This window comes from Brucella sp. NBRC 113783, from assembly GCF_040372265.1.
Taxonomy (GTDB): Bacteria; Pseudomonadota; Alphaproteobacteria; order Rhizobiales; family Rhizobiaceae; genus Brucella; species Brucella teleogrylli.
The window spans coordinates 38,576-53,600 of record NZ_BAABRX010000016.1; the positions used below are offsets into that span (position 1 = coordinate 38,576).

Sequence of the window (15,025 nt, forward strand, 5' to 3'; positions counted from 1 at the left end):
GTGTACACGGCCGCGTCGGCCTGCCACCAGTCGGCATCCTTTGGTAGGTCGTCGTCAGCAATTGGCGCGCTTCTATCGAAGCGGCAAATGGCGCTTAGCGAAAGTCATAAGCGGACCGACTGTTCACAGGCGTCCGCCAAACTTGTCCCAAAGGCCGGATTGAAGGCGCAAAGCGGACGCAACATCTTCTCCGCAATCAGGGCAGTGAGTAACAGGGATGACTTCTATTGCTCATAAACATATGATATTGAGAGCGATAGAAACGGATGTTATCGCTCATGCCCTGGAACTGGACACAGCCTGATTGGCCGCATTTTCGCTATGACTCGTCCGCGCTCGCGGCACTGGAACAGCGATTTCTGCTCTCCTCCGGCGAAGTCATTGGCGCTGTGCGTCACATCGATCCCGACGACCGCGACCGGTTGCGCATAGAACTCTTAAGTGACGAAGCGATCAAGACGAGCGCGATCGAAGGCGAAACATTGGACCGCTTGAGCGTTCAGTCATCACTGCGGCGACAACTCGGCCTGGACACGGACCGGCGTTCGGTGCAACCACGTGAACACGGGATCGCAGAAATGACGGTCGACGTTTATGGCACCTATGCCCTGCCGCTTGATGACGCCACTTTGTTTCGGTGGCATACCATGTTGATGGCAGGCAGCCGACATTTGGAGAGTATTGGTGCTTATCGCAGCCATTCCGACGCTATGCAGATCGTCTCTGGCCAGTTGGACCGTCCGACGATTCATTTCGAGGCGCCGCCATCAGCGCAGGTACCAGAGGAAATGCACCAGTTCATATCGTGGTTCAACGCAAGCGCTCTTAATGGCAGTATACCCCTCCCCGCGCTTACCCGCGCCGGACTTAGCCATTTGTGGTTCGAAAGCATCCATCCGTTCGAGGACGGCAATGGGCGGCTTGGTCGCGCACTGGCCGAGAAAGCGCTCGCCCAATCGCTTGGGCAGCCGAGCCTGATTATGCTCAGTTTTACCATCGAACAGCAACGGAAGGCCTATTACGATCAGCTGGAAATCCATCAGCGAACCCTCGATGTCACTAAATGGTTGGTGTGGTTTTCCCAAACTGTGCTGACGGCTCAACAAACGACGCTGGATCGCGTCGCCTTCTACATCGCCAAGGCGCATTTTTACGACCGGTTCAGGGGAACGTTCAATCCCCGTCAGGAGAAAGTCATTGCGCGTCTGTTCGAGGCAGGACCGGAGGGTTTTATCGGTGGCCTCAGTGCCGACAACTATCTGGCCATAACAAAGACCTCACGCGCAACCGCCACCCGCGATTTGCAGGATCTGGTCGACAAGGGCGCATTGACGCGCAGTGGTCAGCTTCGATTCACCCGATATGCGTTGAACTGGCGAGCGCATTAATCAAGTCAAGCTATTGGAAACGTATGACTATTATTGCTATATGAAACTGAATTATTCTTTTGCTTTTGTTACATCGACGGCATTCTCCTACGCATATAACCATTGATAAGTATAGGTTATCGAAGCTTATTGATTTGAAGCCGCAAATCAGCGAAAGTCATGGCCAATACGCCGCTGAAAGCCCGCTTTCAGGCCAATCAGGGAGTTTTGACCCGTGACCACATCGCCCGTTTCCGCCATCGAACGGCGCGCCGAAACACTCGATACGATTGCCGCCGTCTTGCCGATGAACCGGCGCGACATGCTGGCCGGCATTTTGACCGATGAGGATGTCGAAACGCTGCGCCATCTGGTCAATGAAGCCATGGGCGAAAACACGTTGCGTGCGCTCACCTCGGATCTGGCCTATCTCGAAGCCTGGGCGATGGCCGCTATCGGTAGCCCCCCCCTTCCCTTCCCGGCGCCTGAAGCCCTGCTCCCGAAATTCGTCGCGCATCACTTGTGGCGGCCGCAGCAGCGCGAGATCGAACCTGATCACGGTATGCCAGCTGGTGTAGAAGCAGAATTGCGCAGCCATGGCTTTCTGCGCGCGTCGGGACTGCATGCACCAGCAACGGTGCGCCGTCGTATCGTAATTGGTTGACAGACATTGTGAAAGTCAGGCCAAGTCCAGCCGTAAAGGGCGATTGCGTGGCGCCTTGCGGCACGTCCAGTCACATCGTCTCTTAGGATGCGTCAACGACAAACATGCGTGCCTGCTGCGCAACATGTCGTTCCGCTTTTATCGGTGCATATTGCTCGGAATCGTAGAAGGAGAGCGCTTGAGCAAGAGTGGGAAATTCGAAGACGCCGGCCAGCGGCAGAGGCTGGTCTTCCCCCTCCAGTACCTCTGCAACACGGCCAAAATACAATATGCGGCCTCCGGCGTCTTGCAGAGCCGCTTGAAAACGCGGCGCAAGCGCTGCTTGCTTCTCCGTATCAAGTATACGCAAATTGATGTGCACATAGGCTGGCATAGGCTTCGCTCCGTTGTTGCGATAAAGAATCATGTATATACAGTATTTAGATAATCGCGACTTGTCGAGAGACCAATATGAAAAAACTGGATCCGGATCTTCTGAAGGAAATTGCTGCGCGGTGCCCTGCCTTTCAGGCCCGTGCAACAGCGCGCGCACTGACACGCTTTTACAGCGCCTGTTTCAAATCTGTCGACTTGACGGCCGAGCAATTCAGTCTGCTTGCCGGCATCGGCGCCACAGAAGGCGTTACGGTCATTGGTCTCGCTCTTGATGCTGATATTGATGCAACGACGATCAGTCGTAATCTTCAAAACCTGGAGGCACGCGGGCTGGTCCAAGCTGAGGGCGGACGCGGGCGGTCAGGAAAACGTCTTCGCCTGACAAAAACCGGTCGTGTACTGATGATTGAGGCAACCGGTATCTGGCGCTCGACCATGGAGCAGCTAGTTTCACAAATTGGAGAAACAGCGATAGAATCGGCCAATGATACTTTTCACGAACTAGCGACGGCTGCAAAAGCGGCCCTGCAAAAGAGGGGAAGTCATGAATAGCGTGGTCGAACGGCGCGCAGAGACGTTGGACACGATTGCCGCCGTTTTGCCGATGAACCGGCGCGACATGCTAGCCGAGGTTCTGACTGATGAGGACGTCGAGACGCTGCGCCATCTGGTCAATGAAGGCATGGGCGAAAACACGCTGCGCGCCTTGACCTCGGATCTGGCCTATCTTGAAGCCTGGTCGAAGGCCGCAACCGGTAGCCCCCTCCCCTTCCCGGCGCCGGAAGCCCTGCTCCTGAAATTCGTCGCCCATCACTTATGGCGGCCGCAGCAACGTGAGATCGAACCTGATCACGGCATGCCAGCCGACGTGGAAGGGGAATTGCGCCCACAAGGCTTTCTGCGCGTGTCGGGACCGCATGCGCCAGCAACGGTGCGCCAGCGTCTCGCCAACTGGTCAACGCTGACCCGCTGGCGGGGGCTGGAAGGGTCGTTTTCATCGCCTTCCGTCAAATCGGCCATCCGGCTTGCGGTGCGCGCTCTGAACAGGCCGCGCAGCCCCAAGAGTACCAATACGATTACCGGCGATATTCTGGGCAAGCTGCTGGCAACCTGTTCCGGCGACGATCTAACCGCTTTGCGGGATCGTGCTATCCTGATGGTAGCCTTTGCCTCAGGCGGGCGTCGTCGCAGCGAAATCGCTGGCTTGCGCGTGGAACAGCTTGTCAAACAGGTGCCTGTCACCGATGAGGACGGCCTTCCCCTCCCCTCGCTCGGTATCCACCTCGGTCGCACCAAAACCAGTGGTGCCGATCACGATGAAATCGTCTATCTGACCGGACGGCCCGTCGAAGCCCTCACCCGCTGGCTGGAAGCAGCCAAGATCGACAAGGGCAGCGGGTTTCGAAAAGTCGATCGCTGGGGCAATGTGTCCACGCGAGCGCTCGAACCCAGCGCCGTCAACCAGATCGTCAAACAACGAGCGCAAAAGGCAGGGCTGGATGCCACAGAGTTCTCCGCCCACGGCCTGCGTTCCGGCTATCTCACCGAGGCAGCCAATCGTGGCATTCCGCTCCCTGAAGCCATGGAACAATCGCGCCATCGCTCCGTGCAGCAAGCGTCCGACTATTACAACAATGCCAAGCGGCGTAGAGGGCGAGCATCCAGGCTGCTTTAAAGCTCGCCACCGTCATCGGTTCATTTTGAACCGATGACACAAATGCACCATCGGTCTCCATGGTTGGATGTAACTTGCTGGCTTTCAGTGCGCGCAGTATTTCTGATGGACGCGGCGGCAACGGTTCTCGCAATGACTGGAACGTTTTGGCCCTTACATTTTCGAAACCGATCGCACTCGTTTGTGCGACAGTTCACGCAGGCTGTAGTCATGGTCTTGGCCAGCTAGCTGGACTGACGCTGATCGGTCTTCACCCCGGCGATGATCGAGCTGAAGCGAATGATGTTCTCAACATCGGCGATTACATTCCTGCAGGCTTGATACCCGTTGCAACAGGCTTCGTCATCGACAAGGCGGGGCCTACGGCTGCGACCTTGTTAGCCATAATTCTCTCGGCTATCGCCATAGCGGGAGCATGAACGGTCGCACGATGGCTTACAGACGAATAGCCGTTGGGCACCTGTCCAATCGAAAGCCGACCAATTTCTCGATTGAGCATGATAAATGACGACTTGCCTCTTGACTTAGAGTACACTCTAACAATTAGCTTCTTCTGCGTCGTGACGAAAGAAGGGCTCCGATGAAGATTGGCGAGTTGGCGAAGCGCTCAGGACTGTCGGCCTATACCATCCGTTATTATGAACGGATCGGCCTGCTACCTTTTGCTGACAGAGATCAATCAGGCCAGCGTGATTACGACGCATCGATCCTGACCTGGATAGAATTTCTGGACCGTCTTAAAATGACAGGAATGCCTATTCGGGAAATGCTGCACTATGCAGCCTTGCGGGAGCGTGGCGTCGGCACAGAAGCTGAACGCGGTGCGTTGCTTGAACAGCATCGCCACCGTGTCCATGCACATGTGGCGAAACTGCAAGCCTGCCTTGTCGTCCTCGATACCAAGATTGCCGGATATGCTGGCAACGAACAGAGGATGAATGACTATGACGCATCAACTCCCGAATCCCGACGAAAGCCGTCTGGAACGCGGCAAGCGCGCGCTCGCTGAAATCGATGGCCAGGCTGGCCACAATGTCATTGCCGCTTTGGCTGACATTGCGCCGGACTTTGCAGATTACGTTTTCGAGTTCTCGTTTGGTGATATTTACAGCCGCCCCGGGCTTGATTTGCGCTCCCGCGAGATCGCCACCATTGCAGCGCTGACTGCGGTGGGAACGGCCACCCCACAACTGAAAGTTCATATCGAAGCGGGGTTAAATGTCGGACTGACCAAGAATGAAATCACCGAGATCATGATGCAGATGGCCGTCTATGCAGGTTTTCCTGCGGCGCTCAATGGGCTGTTTGCGGCCAAGGAAGTGTTTTCTGCCCGGTTCTCCGTCGAAAAGGGGGAAGCAGCACGATGACCCATCTACGTTCATTAGCAGTGGTCAGCGTTCTCGCCTTCGCTCCCATTGCCGACTTTCCAACCTTGATTACAACCGCCGCATACGCAAATCCCACTACACCTGAAAAGCTCTGGGATGGGTTCAACGCCCCGACCGGAATAGCTGTCCATTCCGACGGGACAGTCTACGTATCCAACTGGGGCGATAGCACGGTTGAGCGGATTGCCGCGGATGGGACGCGCTCGGCCGTTTTGAAAGGCGTCCCCTCTCCTGCCGGGATTGCTATCGATGCGGAAGGAACCGTATTCGTCTCTTCCTACTCTGGAGATTATATCGTTCGCATCAACCCAGACGGAAGTCATACACGCATTGCCGAGAACCTGGCCACTCCAACTGGAATTGCTTTTTCTGCCGAAGGCCGGTTGCTCGTTGCAAACCGTGCCGCAGGCGAAATTCTCTCAATCGATCCGTCGAACGGATTGGCCCGCGTCGTCGCCCGCTCTTTGTCACTACCCGTTGGCGTGACCGAGATGGCAGACGGCAGCCTGGTAACTTCACAATATGGCGGGCGAGTAACACGCATCCTTCCAGATGGCTCCATGCAGGAATTGGGAGAGAGTTTTTCTCGGCCGGGCGTAGGCATACTATCCGATGGGCCCGATGCTGTTTTTGTTATCGACAACGGGGCAGCTCTGGTCCGGAGGGTTTCTTTCAACGGCCGCTCCGAAGTGGTCGTAGAGGGGTTTGAAGGAAGCGCCGTGGCGCTTGGCCGTGCCACGAATGGTGATCTTCTGGTTGGCACCTGGGGAACAGGAGCTGTCTATCGAACGCCAATTTCCCGATAACGAAAGTCTGCGTCGGCTGGGCAACAAGCCGCGCAAATCCAAATTGCGGAGCAGGCTCATGCGATACAGGAAGTCCGCTCCGCTTCTCGCAGGCTGCATTCCACACCTTCGTCGGTAGAAAGCAGGATAAGGGGAACACCGATTTGGAAAACGAGAGAATGCTCCGGTAATGACTGAAATTGGGCGCATTATCCACCGACGGCTAAGAGGCCCGAAGCGGTCAGTTCGGTTTCAGTTACAGCCCAAGAGATTGCCGACCCGGAGCATGAATGGCATCTATGGCCGTTTCCAACCCCATGCCAGCCGTCAAGTTCATGGTGAGACTTTGCTGAAAGCTGCCCTTTGGAGCATGTTGCGCTCATTAACGATTCGGGCGATATTTGGTGCTACCGACAACATGGGGTAGGTTCACTGATGCCCGACGGACCGGTCAAGGGCCCGGCCTCCTACTTCCCTTCAATTGAAAGAAGTACGGCCGTCCCGTCATCCATTGGCAGGAGTTGGTACGTAAGGGTCTCCCGTCAAAGCACAAGAATCTCGTCGCAATGCTGAAGAACGAACATGGAATGGGACACGGGCACGCCAACGCAGTTGTAGAACACACATTGGCGCAGGACACAAAAGTAACGTGACGACGGCGGTCAAATGGCTCGCCGTCGCTTGGTCTACGAGCCGTATTATTTGGAGGTTGCATGACAAACACTTTTCCACACGGTACTGTTCACGAGGCACGAGAGGATCTTCGGGCTGCCCTGCTATCGGATCCGAATGTTTTCGTGCTGTGGGAAAGGCTAACACCGCTCGGACGGAATGAATTCATCTGCTGGGTGGATGATGCGAAACAGCCAAAGACGCGCCAGCGTCGTATTGAGCGAACCTGTGATGAACTGTTAGAGGGCAAGAAACGCCCATGCTGTTGGGGGGGCTGCGTTCATCGCACTGACAAAGCGCCAAGCCGATGGCAGCAGGCAGTCTTGATTGATCAGCAGGGGAAGAACAGGCCGTAGACCTGAGAGCGAATGTCGCGTTGTCATTACTTCCTGCTGTTTGGTTGCGGAACGTCATTGGGATAAGTTATGAGGGGCCATTGTAGAAAATGCCTGGCGTTTTGAACCCATGATGACCGAGGGCCTTTGAGATGATGCAAATCCACCCTCAGGCACGAACGACCCCAGCAGTACGAGCAGAGATCGCCCGATCAACGGAGCCGGCAAGTGTCATCGCCAGACGCTATGGCATCAGTGATCAGACAGTGCGCAAATGGCGCAAGCGGGGAGAGCATGCTGTCCAGGATCGCTCGAGCCGTCCAAAACGTTTGCCATGGCGCGTAACGGAGGAAGAGTATGCCATCATCGTTGCGCGACGTGAAGGCTCGTATGCGCGGACTGTTTACGCAGGAGCGCGTTGCAGCCTCTGCGAACCTTTTCCTGTACGGTTTGCTGGGTGACGAGCGGCGGACGACTGGTTGGATGCGTGCTGAGGCGGCCGGTGATTCCGGTCCGTGGCGGCAACAAGCCATTCTGGGGCGCGGGCGCTGGGATGCAGATGAGCTGCGCATCATCGTACGAGAGTATGTCGTAGAAAACCTCGCCACGGATGATGCGGTCCTGGTCATCGACGAAACAGGCTTCCTCAAGCAGGGCAAGACATCATGTGGTGTTGCCCGTCAGTATACAGGTTCGGCTGGCAAGATAACGAACTGCCAGATCGGTGTATTCGCCGCCTATGTGTCCGTTCGCGGTCGTCTGGGCGCTGGCGCTTAAGGGAAGGCCTGCAAACATGCACCAGACTTCGAACCACGATGAACTATATGACGAGAACGGACTGCCGAAATGAGTAGCTCGTCGTCAGGTTCGATTGAAAAACGCACCGAGACTTTAGATACAATCGCCGCCGTTTTGCCGATGAACCGGCGCGACATGCTAGCCGAGGTTCTGACTGATGAGGACGTCGAGACACTGCGCCATTTGGTCAATGAAGGCATGGGTGAAAACACGCTGCGCGCGCTGACCTCGGATCTGGCCTATCTTGAAGCCTGGTCGATGGCTGCAACCGGCAATCCCCTCCCCTTCCCGGCTCCCGAAGCCCTGCTCCTGAAATTCATTGCGCATCATTTGTGGCGGCCACAACAACGCGAGATCGAACCTGATCACGGCATGCCGGTCGGCGTGGAAGAGGAATTGCGCCAACAAGGCTTTCTGCGCGTGTCGGGACCGCATGCGCCAGCAACGGTGCGCCGTCGTCTCGCCAACTGGTCAACGCTGACCCGCTGGCGCGGTCTGGAGGGTGCGTTTTCATCGCTTTCCGTCAAATCGGCCATCCGGCTTGCGGTGCGCGCCTTGAGCCGGCCACGCAGCCGCAAGAGTGCCAATGCCATTACCGGCGATATTCTGGGCAAGCTGCTGGCAACCTGTTCCGGAGAGGATCTAACGGCTTTACGGGATCGGGCTATCCTGATGGTGGCCTTTGCCTCGGGCGGGCGCAGGCGCAGCGAAGTCGCTAGCTTGCGTGTAGAACAGCTTGTTAAACAGCCCGCTGTCACCGATGAGGACGGTTGCCCCCTCCCCTCACTTGGTATCCATCTCGGGCGCACCAAAACCAGTGGTGCCGATCACGATGAAATCGTCTATCTGACCGGCCGACCCGTCGAAGCCCTGGCCCGCTGGCTGGAAGCAGCCAGGATCGACAAGGGCAGCGTGTTTCGAAAAGTCGATCGCTGGGGCAATGTGTCCGCTCGCGCGCTTGAACCGAGCGCCGTCAACCGGATCGTCAAACAGCGGGCGCAAATGGCAGGGCTTGATGCCGCGGAATTCTCCGCCCACGGCCTCCGCTCCGGCTATCTCACCGAAGCGGCCAATCGTGGTATTCCGCTTCCTGAAGCCATGGAACAATCGCGGCATCGCTCCGTGCAGCAGGCGTCCGATTATTACAACAATGCCAAACGGCGTAGTGGACGCGCGTCGCGACTACTATAATGAGAAACAGAACATCGTTTATCGCCTCAATAGCCTGTCATCTACTTATTAGATGAAGCCCGTCTATGAATATATTGCATATGGCGCTTCGTCTGTTGGCAATAAAGCTGTTCCTGATATATAAAATTGCAGCACATTGGTTGAATGCGCATCGGGGGGGCAGTAATGAGGCAGCACTTCACTAAAGATATTTCCGCGCGCGGGGAGTCTTCACAGTGCTCACGAAAGTTGTTTTGGTTCGCCTCAACCGCTTATGCGCCAAGTGCCATACTGACCGCTCTTCTCCCGTTGCAAGTCGCACTGATGAGTTTAGTTGGAATCGTACCGTCCTGGGCCGAGGAATGCAGCGTAACCGATATTACGGGCTGTGGGGCGTCCGGCGGTCTTGGTGTGCCGGGGCGCAGCGGGGACGGAGGGATCGGCAATGGCCAAGGCGGCGGTTCCAGTCACATCGGCGGTGATGGTGTAACCACTCAGGATCCCGGTGGTTGGGGTGGAAACGGAACCGGAGGAGCGGGTGCGCAAGGTGACGGAGGTTTGCCAGCCGATGGAGGCGGGCCGGGTTTCATCTCCCCCGCAAACGGGTTGGTTATAAATGGCTCAGGAACTGGGTTTGACGGTGCAGGTGGCACCTCAGGTACGAATTTCGGCGGCGGCGGTGGTGGCGGAGGGGCGGGGATCCGTTACTCCGGACAAGACATTTCTATCACTTCGCTCGGCTCGATTTCTGGGGGAGCGGGCGGTCAAGGCGGTGGTGTCCTCAACGGGACAAGTGGAGTCGGTAACGGTGGCGGCGGTGGTGGCGGTGGCAGCGGGATCATTAGCGTCGGACCCCAGGCACGCATCGCTAATGACGGTTCAATTGTCGGAGGATTTGGCGGAAACGGCGCAGACGGTGGATTTGGCGGCGGTGGTGGCGCGGGGGGTGATGGATTGCTCTCCCTTGGCGGCATGGCAAACATCATCAATAGCGGCACGATCGCAGGTGGTGTGGGAGGCAGTGGCGGCGCAAGCGGCGGCTTTGGAGTGAAAAGCACAAATGGCGCGGGCGGCACTGGTATTAATCTCAGTGGTCAGCGCAATATCATATTCAATGTTGGTACGGTCATTGGCGGCGAGGGAAACGGAGGGGGAACCGCAATTATCACCCGTGGTCAAGACACAATATACAATGCGGGAACGATCGCAGGCGCCTTGAACAATGGCACACGATCAGCGGCGATAGAATTCGGTGGGGCAGAAAATCGCCTTAATCTATACTCGGGCTCGACGATCCTCGGCGAAATTGTTATTAACGCCGACGCAACGGCAACAATATCAGCTTTGGACCGCGGCCTTACGCTCGATAGCGATGTGCGTCTTGGCGAAGGCACTTCTGGCGTCAATTTTAACACTTCATTCAAAGATCTGGAGCTCTCCGGCGCGATTTCGGGGAATGGGGTCGTAAACGTCCGTGGAGGAAACGTACTAACGTTTTCCGGGGCAAGCAGTTACACTGGCGGGACGAATATCTCCGAAGGAACTCTGGTCGCCAATCACGCGAATGGTAATGGCGTAATCGACGCGTTGGGCACAGGTCTGATTTCGCTCAACGGGGGACGGCTGCACTCAGCTCTCGGGAGCTCCACACTCAACAGCTATCTCGTTGCAGCGGGTACAACGGGGACGATCACCACTGCAACCGGCACCTCGCTGTGGCTCAACGGCGGAGCGGGGCAAAGCTTCTCAATTGAGGGCGATCTGGTCATCGGAACCGATGATGCGAGAGGTGACGTGATCATGGACGTCATCGGTACGAATGCTGCTCCAGCTTCGACAATAACGGTCGCATATGGACGCCTTATTGACGGTAATGGCACTTTGGGAAGCCTGTCCGGCGCCGCCGGTGCAACACGCGTCGCTTCCGGCGCTAAAATCGATTTCTCCACACAGGGCGGAACAATTCGTAACTTACAGGATGCAACGCCGGGCCATGGCGGCACAGTATCCTGGGGTAACAATCAATTGCGCGTAAATGGCGGCAGTTTTTCCGGCCAATTCGTGAGTTCACCGGGTGGTGAACTCGTCAAGGGGAGTACCGACACACTCCTCCTCAAAGGCGATAATTCAGGCTTTACCGGCACAACGACGGTCGCAGATGGCAAACTAATCGTTGGAGATATCAACCATAGCAGCGCCACACTGCGAGGTACCATCGACGTTTTATCCGGCGCCACTCTTGGCGGTCATGGCTCGCTCGGAGAAACGACAGTTCGGTCCGGCGGCATAATGTCTCCCGGCAACTCCATTGGCACGCTTACTGTCGACGGCGATCTGACGCTGAAACCTGGTTCAGTTCTTGAGATCGAAATTGCCAGCAATGGCACTTCCGATCGCGTCGATGTGGCGGGAACTGCTACAGCTCCCGGCAGCACTGTCTCGGTTGCCACCATCGATCCGGAAACCAGTTACCAGAATGGCCAACTCTACCATATCCTGACCGCCGACGGCGGTATCAGTGGTGAATTTGCTGGCGTTGTGTCGAACTCAGCCTTTCTCGATATGAGCCTTGCCTATGGTGATACGACGGCAGATCTCATTATCTGTCTCAAAACAGGTTGCCCGAGGCCTGTTGATCCGGAGATTCCGGGCCCCGGCACACCCGAACCTGAAAAGCCCTCCCCTGCCCTCTTTACGACGGTCGCTCAGACCCGCAATCAGTATGCCACGGCTGGCGGCCTGGATAGTCTGGCGCAGACGGGTTCGTCGCTGGCTTTGTACAACACCTTGCTGATGCTGTCCGCCGATGAAGCACGTGCGGCCTTCGACAGCCTTTCCGGCGAGGCTTACGCTTCCGCAAAAGGCGTCTTGATCGATGACAGCCAGTTTATCCGCAATGCGGCACTCGGTCGTCTGCAACAGGCATTTGGCGGTGCTCCAGCAACGCCAATCAATGCGCTTTCCTATGCCGGAGCGCAAAGGCCTGTTTCGGCTTCAGCCTCTGCCATCGATGCCGCTGCCCCTGTCGGCATTGCTCCTTCTCAAAATCTCTATACCGCCTGGGGCTATGCCTATGGCGCTTGGACGAGGCAGGATAGCAATAGCAATGCAGGATCGGTAAAATCCTCTGTTGGCGGCTTTGTCACCGGTATCGACGGTACTGTCCTCGACACATGGCGTCTCGGCCTTCTGGCCGGCTACAGCCATTCCAGCTTCGATGTGGATGATCGCGCTTCATCGGGCAGCAGCGATAATTATACACTCGGCGCCTATGCGGGAACCGAATGGACGCTCAACAATGGCCATGCCTTGGCATTCCGATCCGGACTTGCCTATACATGGCATGATATCGACATGAACCGTTCTGTCGCCTTTCCCGGCTTTGCCGATAATCTGACCAGTGATTACGATGCGGGATCTTTCCAGCTCTTTGGCGAGCTTGGCTATAAGATCCACTATGGCAAAGCCCTGTTCGAGCCCTATGCGGGTCTTGCCTATGTTCGCCTGAAGACCGACGGATTTGATGAGAAGGGCCAGACTGCTGCCACCCTTTCGGTTCAGTCTGACACGACGGAAACCAGCTTCTCAACGCTTGGCCTCCGCGCATCAACAGAGTTTCTTCTGGGCAGCATCACGGCAACGGCGCGAACCGATCTTGGCTGGCGCCATGCCTATGGCGACATCACGCCGGTTTCCACCGCGAGCTTCATCGGCTCGAACGCATTCTCAGTCTCCGGTCTTCCGATCGCTGAAGATGCAGCTCTCATCGAAGCAGGACTTGATTTTAGACTGACCGAAGACGCCACACTCGGCATCTCCTATAACGGCCAGTTTGCTTCCGGCGCCAAACAGAACGGATTCAATGCGAAACTCAGTGTGAGCTTTTGAATTGGAGTCCGCCTATGGCTATCATCCAGTGATCAAGAATGGCCAATCCAGGCAAAAAATACCCGAACAGATGGATCAGCAGCCCTTCGGTGCCAAGGGCCTCATTAAGGCCACGAAGCCGCTCGGATGTTAGGCTACGCACTGCCCTCCTCCATTTTTTCAAGCGAAAGATGCCACGAGACTAATCGACTTGTGGCGTACGATCATTATCTAATAATGAAATCGCTTCCGTTCGCGCCCTTCCAACCCAGTCGAGGCGTGCCGCATTTTTCATTAAATGTCTGAGTGTGCTTTGTAACGACACAGTCTGCCGCTGAAATTTGGGATCTTTGTCCAGAGCTGGCGCAACCAGCTCCAACTATCATTACCGAAACAAGTATCACGATTTGGATAGACTTCATTACCATTTATATAACTCTTACTTTGTTTTTCCGAATTCGAACAATGAAGCGCCATCTCGGCGTTTGAACGCCTTGAATGAGCTCACATTATTTATTGTTGACGATTTATACAAAATATGTGAGCGTTTACTCACATTGTCTACTCGCATTAGGAAATCGAGAACATGGCCAAGCTCAACGCTACAAATCCCAGAAAAGCCGCCTCACAAGAGAGGTCGAAAATGACCGTCGAGGCGATACTGGATGCCACTGCTCGCGTTTTGGTGCGCGATGGATATGCGCGGGCCAGCACAAATCGCGTCGCTGCAGTAGCGGGAGTGAGCATTGGATCGCTCTACCAGTATTTTCCCAATAAGGAGTCGCTTGTGGCTGCGCTCGTCGCAAGGCACAATCGTGAAATTCTGGCTCTGCTGGAAAACGCCATGCAAGAATGCGCGTCAGACGACCTGAACAGCGCCATGCGGGAGCTCATTCGCGCGATGATTGCTGCGCACCGGGTTAATCCTGAGCTCCACCGCATCTTGAAAGAAGAAGTTCCCCGTATTGGAAAACTTGCCGAGGTGGAAGCCATCCGAAAGGACACGCTCCATCTGGTCCGGCATTATCTGGAGCAATGTAAGGAAGACGTTCAGCTCAATGACCTCGATACGGCTGCGTTTATATGCGTAACGACAGTGGAGACGTTGACCCATGCCATCGTTCTCAATGACTGCGGCCACTCCCTCTCGGACGAGGCCGATATTGTCGAGCACATCACCAGGATGATTGCGGGATATCTGGGCACTCCACCAATACCGATCCGTGCTATTTTGAAAGAAGCGGCCTGATCACAAAGGTTCAAGATGCGCTCCAACCGCCGCAACGACTATTTCTGGGGCCGGTGCCCTCATAAAATGGGGGCGTGGGCACGCTTTATCTTGATCGATCCAATTCCTGTTCCGGTGGCACAACTATCTCACAAGGAACAGTCGTGGCCAACCGCGCCACGGACGAGAGCATGACACGTTTGGTAATGACGCAATCACTCTCAATGGCGGAACCTTGCACGCGGCGGTTGACGGCGCGACCATAAACAGTACCGCGCAACCCTGCCGCCTGGCTGATGCATGTGGCGAAGTACCGCGCGCTAGACCGGCAGCGTCGCACCACGCTGATCGACGGCGAGCATCGCGAACCGGCAATCGACCTCACGGAACTGGTACAGGCCGATCCCAATATCGAAGCCAGGCTTGATGAAGTCATTGATGATGACCTGTTGCGGCTGATCTTTACGGCCTGCCATCCCCCGTTGCCCGCCGAGCAGCGCCAGGCTCTTGGGCGGTTTATCGATACCGGAAGTGGCGCACGCCTTTTTCGTATCTGAAGCCACCGTCGTTCAACGGTAAGCGCTGTTTTCAGGCCACGGCTTTGAGATCGTGCGTTGCGGCATAGGCCCAAGGCAGCAGGTCGTCGATCTGGCTATTTGGATGATTGTTGACGATCTTGGTGAGGACGTCTGAGAGATAGG

At 56.1% G+C, this 15,025-nt stretch carries 15 protein-coding genes and 4 pseudogenes; 17 read left to right on the forward strand and 2 right to left on the reverse strand.

Annotated features, from left to right (window positions below; genetic code table 11):
• Positions 1-278 precede the first annotated feature (278 nt).
• Together ABWW11_RS24055 and ABWW11_RS24060 are read left to right on the forward strand one after the other, a co-directional pair.
• Positions 279-1,388 carry a Fic family protein gene (locus ABWW11_RS24055; RefSeq protein ID WP_109366462.1) on the forward strand — a complete coding sequence of 370 codons (1,110 nt, stop codon included), beginning with the start codon at positions 279-281 and terminating at the stop codon, positions 1,386-1,388.
• 286 nt (positions 1,389-1,674) lie between these two features.
• Positions 1,675-2,019, forward strand: a pseudogene (locus ABWW11_RS24060) (integrase); the annotation flags it as partial.
• 94 nt (positions 2,020-2,113) lie between these two features.
• Here ABWW11_RS24060 and ABWW11_RS24065 read toward each other — a convergent pair.
• Positions 2,114-2,404 carry a DUF1330 domain-containing protein gene (locus ABWW11_RS24065; protein WP_109366372.1) on the reverse strand — a complete coding sequence of 97 codons (291 nt, stop codon included), beginning with the start codon at positions 2,402-2,404 and terminating at the stop codon, positions 2,114-2,116.
• Between the two features lie 77 nt (positions 2,405-2,481).
• On the opposite strand from ABWW11_RS24065, the gene ABWW11_RS24070 reads away from it, so the two are divergent.
• The 15 genes and pseudogenes from ABWW11_RS24070 (at position 2,482) to ABWW11_RS24140 (ending at position 14,881) form a co-directional block, all read left to right on the forward strand.
• Positions 2,482-2,958 (forward strand): MarR family winged helix-turn-helix transcriptional regulator, encoded by a 477-nt coding sequence (locus ABWW11_RS24070; protein WP_109366373.1) that lies wholly within the window; start codon positions 2,482-2,484, stop codon positions 2,956-2,958.
• On the forward strand, positions 2,951-4,081 hold the full coding sequence (locus ABWW11_RS24075; protein WP_109366374.1) for a site-specific integrase: 1,131 nt from the start codon (positions 2,951-2,953) through the stop codon (positions 4,079-4,081). The genes ABWW11_RS24070 and ABWW11_RS24075 overlap by 8 nt, the downstream gene beginning before the upstream one ends.
• A 74-nt stretch (positions 4,082-4,155) precedes the next feature.
• Entirely contained in the window at positions 4,156-4,500 is a 345-nt protein-coding gene (locus ABWW11_RS24080; protein ID WP_109366375.1) for a hypothetical protein, read from the forward strand.
• A 161-nt stretch (positions 4,501-4,661) separates the two neighbouring features.
• On the forward strand, positions 4,662-5,090 hold the full coding sequence (locus tag ABWW11_RS24085) for a MerR family transcriptional regulator (protein WP_121539128.1): 429 nt from the start codon (positions 4,662-4,664) through the stop codon (positions 5,088-5,090).
• The gene (locus tag ABWW11_RS24090) at positions 5,026-5,448 is read left to right on the forward strand and encodes a carboxymuconolactone decarboxylase family protein (protein WP_121539127.1); all 423 of its coding nucleotides are present in this window, start codon (positions 5,026-5,028) and stop codon (positions 5,446-5,448) included. The genes ABWW11_RS24085 and ABWW11_RS24090 overlap by 65 nt, the downstream gene beginning before the upstream one ends.
• On the forward strand, positions 5,445-6,275 hold the full coding sequence (locus ABWW11_RS24095) for a virginiamycin B lyase family protein (protein ID WP_109366378.1): 831 nt from the start codon (positions 5,445-5,447) through the stop codon (positions 6,273-6,275). The genes ABWW11_RS24090 and ABWW11_RS24095 overlap by 4 nt, the downstream gene beginning before the upstream one ends.
• 414 nt (positions 6,276-6,689) lie before the next feature.
• Positions 6,690-6,907: pseudogene (locus tag ABWW11_RS24100) on the forward strand (DUF4287 domain-containing protein).
• 60 nt (positions 6,908-6,967) lie between these two features.
• A complete protein-coding gene (locus ABWW11_RS24105) occupies positions 6,968-7,282 on the forward strand; it encodes a YdeI/OmpD-associated family protein (protein ID WP_109366379.1) in 315 nt (104 codons plus the stop codon).
• Between the two features lie 131 nt (positions 7,283-7,413).
• Positions 7,414-7,623: pseudogene (locus tag ABWW11_RS24110) on the forward strand (helix-turn-helix domain-containing protein); the annotation flags it as partial.
• Positions 7,619-8,017 (forward strand): annotated as a pseudogene (locus tag ABWW11_RS24115) (transposase); the annotation flags it as partial. The pseudogenes ABWW11_RS24110 and ABWW11_RS24115, both read left to right, overlap by 5 nt.
• Positions 8,018-8,107: 90 nt before the next feature.
• The gene (locus ABWW11_RS24120; protein ID WP_109366380.1) at positions 8,108-9,250 is read left to right on the forward strand and encodes a site-specific integrase; all 1,143 of its coding nucleotides are present in this window, start codon (positions 8,108-8,110) and stop codon (positions 9,248-9,250) included.
• Between the two features lie 303 nt (positions 9,251-9,553).
• The gene (locus ABWW11_RS24125; protein WP_146200162.1) at positions 9,554-13,117 is read left to right on the forward strand and encodes an autotransporter domain-containing protein; all 3,564 of its coding nucleotides are present in this window, start codon (positions 9,554-9,556) and stop codon (positions 13,115-13,117) included.
• Between the two features lie 565 nt (positions 13,118-13,682).
• On the forward strand, positions 13,683-14,345 hold the full coding sequence (locus tag ABWW11_RS24130; RefSeq protein ID WP_167836177.1) for a TetR/AcrR family transcriptional regulator: 663 nt from the start codon (positions 13,683-13,685) through the stop codon (positions 14,343-14,345).
• A 74-nt stretch (positions 14,346-14,419) separates the two neighbouring features.
• Positions 14,420-14,590: a hypothetical protein gene (locus ABWW11_RS24135; protein ID WP_109366383.1), complete on the forward strand. Its 171-nt coding sequence runs from the start codon at positions 14,420-14,422 to the stop codon at positions 14,588-14,590.
• Between the two features lie 36 nt (positions 14,591-14,626).
• Positions 14,627-14,881: a hypothetical protein gene (locus tag ABWW11_RS24140; RefSeq protein ID WP_244597057.1), complete on the forward strand. Its 255-nt coding sequence runs from the start codon at positions 14,627-14,629 to the stop codon at positions 14,879-14,881.
• 31 nt (positions 14,882-14,912) lie between these two features.
• Here ABWW11_RS24140 and ABWW11_RS24145 read toward each other — a convergent pair.
• Positions 14,913-15,025: transposase domain-containing protein (locus ABWW11_RS24145; RefSeq protein ID WP_353411743.1), on the reverse strand; the 113-nt coding region annotated here is incomplete at its 5' end.

Excerpts from the sequence above, each read along its gene's own strand:
- ABWW11_RS24055 (WP_109366462.1), top strand. The coding sequence starts at position 279 with ATGCCCTGGAACTGGACACAGCCTGATTGGCCGCATTTTCGCTATGAC.
- ABWW11_RS24065 (WP_109366372.1), bottom strand. The coding sequence starts at position 2,404 with ATGCCAGCCTATGTGCACATCAATTTGCGTATACTTGATACGGAGAAG.
- ABWW11_RS24070 (WP_109366373.1), top strand. The coding sequence starts at position 2,482 with ATGAAAAAACTGGATCCGGATCTTCTGAAGGAAATTGCTGCGCGGTGC.
- ABWW11_RS24075 (WP_109366374.1), top strand. The coding sequence starts at position 2,951 with ATGAATAGCGTGGTCGAACGGCGCGCAGAGACGTTGGACACGATTGCC.
- ABWW11_RS24085 (WP_121539128.1), top strand. The coding sequence starts at position 4,662 with ATGAAGATTGGCGAGTTGGCGAAGCGCTCAGGACTGTCGGCCTATACC.
- ABWW11_RS24090 (WP_121539127.1), top strand. The coding sequence starts at position 5,026 with ATGACGCATCAACTCCCGAATCCCGACGAAAGCCGTCTGGAACGCGGC.
- ABWW11_RS24095 (WP_109366378.1), top strand. The coding sequence starts at position 5,445 with ATGACCCATCTACGTTCATTAGCAGTGGTCAGCGTTCTCGCCTTCGCT.
- ABWW11_RS24105 (WP_109366379.1), top strand. The coding sequence starts at position 6,968 with ATGACAAACACTTTTCCACACGGTACTGTTCACGAGGCACGAGAGGAT.
- ABWW11_RS24120 (WP_109366380.1), top strand. The coding sequence starts at position 8,108 with ATGAGTAGCTCGTCGTCAGGTTCGATTGAAAAACGCACCGAGACTTTA.
- ABWW11_RS24125 (WP_146200162.1), top strand. The coding sequence starts at position 9,554 with ATGAGTTTAGTTGGAATCGTACCGTCCTGGGCCGAGGAATGCAGCGTA.
- ABWW11_RS24130 (WP_167836177.1), top strand. The coding sequence starts at position 13,683 with ATGGCCAAGCTCAACGCTACAAATCCCAGAAAAGCCGCCTCACAAGAG.